This is a genomic window from Frateuria sp. (assembly GCF_013362045.1).
Classification (GTDB): Bacteria; Pseudomonadota; Gammaproteobacteria; order Xanthomonadales; family Rhodanobacteraceae; genus Frateuria_A.
In genome coordinates, this window is sequence record NZ_JABFWW010000179.1 from 1 (window position 1) to 3,848 (window position 3,848).

At 69.6% G+C, this 3,848-nt stretch carries 5 protein-coding genes; 1 reads left to right on the forward strand and 4 read right to left on the reverse strand.

Features of this window, described 5'->3' with window-relative positions:
• The 3 genes from HOQ08_RS08265 to HOQ08_RS08275 form a co-directional block, all read right to left on the reverse strand.
• Positions 1-518 (reverse strand): Gldg family protein (locus tag HOQ08_RS08265; RefSeq protein WP_291193186.1); only part of this gene is annotated, 518 nt, incomplete at its 3' end.
• Positions 518-1,273, reverse strand: a complete 756-nt coding sequence (locus HOQ08_RS08270; protein WP_291193188.1) for an ABC transporter permease — start codon at positions 1,271-1,273, stop codon at positions 518-520. The genes HOQ08_RS08270 and HOQ08_RS08265, both read right to left, overlap by 1 nt.
• Positions 1,270-2,004, reverse strand: coding sequence for an ABC transporter ATP-binding protein (locus tag HOQ08_RS08275; RefSeq protein ID WP_291193190.1), 735 nt, complete (start codon positions 2,002-2,004; stop codon positions 1,270-1,272). The genes HOQ08_RS08270 and HOQ08_RS08275 overlap by 4 nt, the downstream gene beginning before the upstream one ends.
• Positions 2,005-2,139: 135 nt before the next feature.
• On the opposite strand from HOQ08_RS08275, the gene HOQ08_RS08280 reads away from it, so the two are divergent.
• Entirely contained in the window at positions 2,140-3,333 is a 1,194-nt protein-coding gene (locus HOQ08_RS08280; protein WP_291193193.1) for a fatty acid desaturase, read from the forward strand.
• Positions 3,334-3,463: 130 nt separating this feature from the next.
• Here the strand turns inward: HOQ08_RS08280 and HOQ08_RS08285 are convergent.
• The coding region (locus HOQ08_RS08285) for a DUF3016 domain-containing protein (RefSeq protein WP_291193195.1) at positions 3,464-3,848 on the reverse strand (385 nt) is incomplete at its 5' end.

Sequence of the window (3,848 nt, forward strand, 5' to 3'; positions counted from 1 at the left end):
GCCATGACGGTGCCCATGTCCGCGTTGGCCTGGCCGTCGGCACGCCGCTCGCCGTCGCCGGTGACGAAGGCCACGATGCGCTCGCCGCCGCGGGCCAGGCGTTCCAGCGCGTTGGTGAGGCTGCGCTCGGACAGCTCGTCCAGCCGCTGCTCGCGGCCGCGGTAGTGCACGATGATGGCGCCGTCGACGGTGATCCCGAGCTCACGCATCTTCGCCGGGTCCTGCTCGGGATCGACGAACTTCAGGGTGAGGTCGCTCTTCAGCCGGCGGTAGCGCTCGACGAAGCCGGCGATGGTCTGGCGCAGGTCGCCCTGCGGGTTGGCGTAGCTGACGATTTCCACCGGGCCGTCGAGCTTGCCGAGCACGGCGCGGCTCTGCGTCGAGAGGCTGGCCCGCCCGCCCGCGGTCCAGTCGGCGACGTAGGCGTGCCGGGTGGTGAGATAGCCGATCGCGCCGGCGCAGATCAGCAGCGCGAGTGCGAACAGCCAGCCGTCCAGACGTCCAAATCGCTTGGGCATCAGTTGCGCTCCCGCTCGGCGGCGACACGGCGCGCGGCCAGCGCCAGGCAGACGGTCGCCAGCAGCGCGAACCAGGTCACGTCGGGGCTGGCGACCAGCCCGCGCAGCATCGGCTGCAGGTGCGAGCTCATGGCCAGCCAGTTGAGCGCGCCGTCGTCGACGCCGGCCATCTGCGCGCCCAGGTTCACCGCCCACAGGCCCAGCGTGATCACCAGCGCGGCCGCCGCGGCCAGCGCCGGGTGCGAGGCGAAGGCCGAGCAGACCAGCCCCAGCGCCGCCAGCGCGGCCAGCAGCAGCGCCACGCCCAGCGTGGCCGCGGCGAGCTTGCCCCAGTCGATGCTGGTGGCGTGGGCGAGGGCGAGCGGCATCGCCAGGGTCAGTGCCAGCCAGGCGAGCAGCCACGCCAGCAAGGCGGCGTACTTGCCCAGCACGATGCGGGTGGGCGCCAGCCCCATGCCGAGCAGCAGCTCCAGCCGACCCTCGCGCCGCTCGCCGGCCAGCGCCGACATCGACAAGAGCGGCACCACCAGGAAGGCGAGCTGGGCAAGCTGGGCCAGCAGCGGCACCGCCACCAGGTCGGTGTAGCCGGGGCCGTCGGGCAGGGCGGCGAGGCGAATCTGCGCAGCGAGGAAACTGCCCAGCAGCAGGGTGAAGTTCCATGCCAGCCAGGCCAGTGTGAGTGCGCCCAGCACCCAGGCCAGCGGACGCACGAACAGGCGGCGCAGTTCCAGCCGCGTCACTGCCAGCGCGCTCATGCGGCGGCCCTGGCGGTGGCGATGGCGAAAAAGCGTTGTTCCAGCGTGGCGTGGTCGTCGGGCGACAGCGCGTCGTCATGGCGCAGCGTGCCCTCGTGCAGGATCGCCGCGCGGTCGCACACTGCGGTGACTTCGGCCAGCACGTGGGTGGACAGGATCACCGCGGTACCGGCGGCAGCCTGCTCCCGGATCAATGCACGCAGCGAAGCGAGCTGGACCGGGTCGAGCGCGTTGCCGGGCTCGTCCAGCACCAGCAGCGCGGGTTGGTGCAGCAGCGCGCAGGCCAGCCCCAGACGCTGGCGCTGGCCCTGCGAGAGCACGCCGGCCAGGCGCCGTTCCAGCGGCCCGAGTTCCAGCCGATCGAACACACGAGCGCGTGCCTGCTTGAGCGCCGCGCCTTTCAGTCCGCGCAGGCGACCATGCGCGTCCAGGTGTTCCCCCACCGTCAGTTCCTGCCACAGCGGGGCACGTTCGGGCAGCCAGCCCAGCAGGCGGCGGGCGAGCGCCGGCTGCTCGGCGAGATCCTCGCCATCGAGCAGGATGCGCCCGCTGTCGGGCGTGAGCGCGCCGGCGATCATCGACAGCGTGGTCGACTTGCCGGCGCCATTGACACCAAGCAGGCCAAGCACCTGGCCGCGTTCGAGCGCGAGGTCGAGGCCCTGCACCGCGGGCCGGCCGGCGCGGCGACGGCTCGCTTGCTCAAGCTTTAACAGCGGTTGTGGCAGAGTCATTGCATGATTGTCACGGCGCCCCCACCTTTACACAACAGCGGGCGCTTCACGCGTGCGTGAAATGCGACGCGCCATGCTGGCGGGTACGGAAACCCCTCCGATAGACTGCCTTTCAACTTCCCCGGTGTTTCCCTGATGCTCGACGCGGTGCTGACGTTCCTCACCAACGGCGTGGCCCATGCCAGTTGGCTCGCCATGCTGGTCTACATGCTGGTGGTGACCCAGCTCACCATCTTCACGGTGACCATCTACTACCACCGCTGCCAGACGCATCGCGGGGTCGATCTGCATCCGCTGGTGCAGCACTTCTTCCGTTTCTGGGGCTGGCTCACCACCGGCATGGTGACGCGCGAGTGGGTGGCCGTGCACCGCAAGCACCACGCCAAGGTCGAGACCGCCGAGGATCCGCACAGCCCGCAGGTCTACGGCATCAAGAAGGTGTTCTGGGACGGCGTGTCGCTGTACCGCGACGCCTCCGAGGTGAAGGAAGACCTGGAGAAATACGGCCGCGGCTGCCCGGATGATTTCATCGAGCGCAAGCTCTACACCGGTCACCCGTACTGGGGCCCGGCGCTGATGCTGATCATCGACCTGGCGCTCTTCGGCGTCATCGGCGCCGCGCTGTGGGCGGTGCAGATGGTCTGGATCCCGTTCTGGGCCGCCGGCTTCGTCAACGGCATCGGCCACTGGTGGGGCTACCGCAACTTCGAGAGCGCCGACACCGCGACCAACCTGATCCCATGGGGCTTCTGGATCGGCGGCGAAGAGCTGCACAACAACCACCACGCGTTCCCCAGCTCGGCCAAGTTCGCCCTGCGCAAGTGGGAGTTCGACATCGGCTGGGCGGTGATCTGCGCGCTGCGCGCGGTGGGGCTGGCCAAGGTGCTGCGCGTGGCGCCGACGTTGGACATCCGCCCGAACGTCAACCTGCCCGACGCGGAGACGCTCAAGGCCGTGCTGACTCATCGCTTCCAGGCGATGACCGACTACTACCGGGGCGTAATCGTGCCCACCTTGCGCGAGGAAGCCGCCCACGCCGGCGACAACCTCAAGGCGGTGCCGCGTCGCCTGCGCCGCGCGCTGGCAGACGGCGGCCGCTGGCTGGACCACGACGGCAGCACCAAGCTGCAGGCCGTGCTGGCCAAGCGCCCGACCCTGCGCACGGTATGCGACTTCCGCACCCGCCTGGCGGCGCTGATGGAGCAGCGCGGCGCCGAGCAGGCCCTGAAGGGTCTGCAGCAGTGGATCGTGGAAGCCGAGCAGAGCGGCATCCGCTCGCTGCAGGAGTTCGCGGCGCGGCTGAAGGGCTACTCGGTGGCCAGCGCCTGACCTTGCCGTCCATCGGATGGGAGCAACGAAAAAGCCCGCCTCACAGGCGGGCTTTTTCGTGGGGCGGGCTTCCGCCGCCTTTGGCCGTGATCGGCTGGCGGGCTGAAGCTCACCAGCGCTGCGCTGTGCGTCAGAGCTTCGCCGGCCCTTTCGCCAGCCAGCGATCGATCACCTTCTTTTCGTAGCGAAGCGGATCGGTATTGTTCATGCCGGTCGTGTCGTACATGAAGCCCAGGTCGGTGAGCTTGCGCTCGCCCTCGCGCAGCACCTGCCCCTGGCTGTCGAGCAGGCGGAAGCGGAGCGTGATGCGGGGCGGATAAGCCTCCTCGACGATACGTACCGGATGCGGCGAGCCCACCGACGGCAGGTAGGAGCCGGCACGGTCGACGTCGGTGACGACGATGTCCAGCGACTGGCCGGGCTGGAGCACGGCGGCACCGCGTTTTTCGATGTAGCGCTTGAGCGTGTCGAGATAGCCGGAGTCGGCGCTCCACGGAGCGAAGGCCCTGACCTCC

Bases quoted from the DNA above. Each gene is read 5' to 3' on its own strand.
- HOQ08_RS08270 (WP_291193188.1), bottom strand. From the start codon at position 1,273: ATGAGCGCGCTGGCAGTGACGCGGCTGGAACTGCGCCGCCTGTTCGTG.
- HOQ08_RS08275 (WP_291193190.1), bottom strand. From the start codon at position 2,004: ATGACTCTGCCACAACCGCTGTTAAAGCTTGAGCAAGCGAGCCGTCGC.
- HOQ08_RS08280 (WP_291193193.1), top strand. From the start codon at position 2,140: ATGCTCGACGCGGTGCTGACGTTCCTCACCAACGGCGTGGCCCATGCC.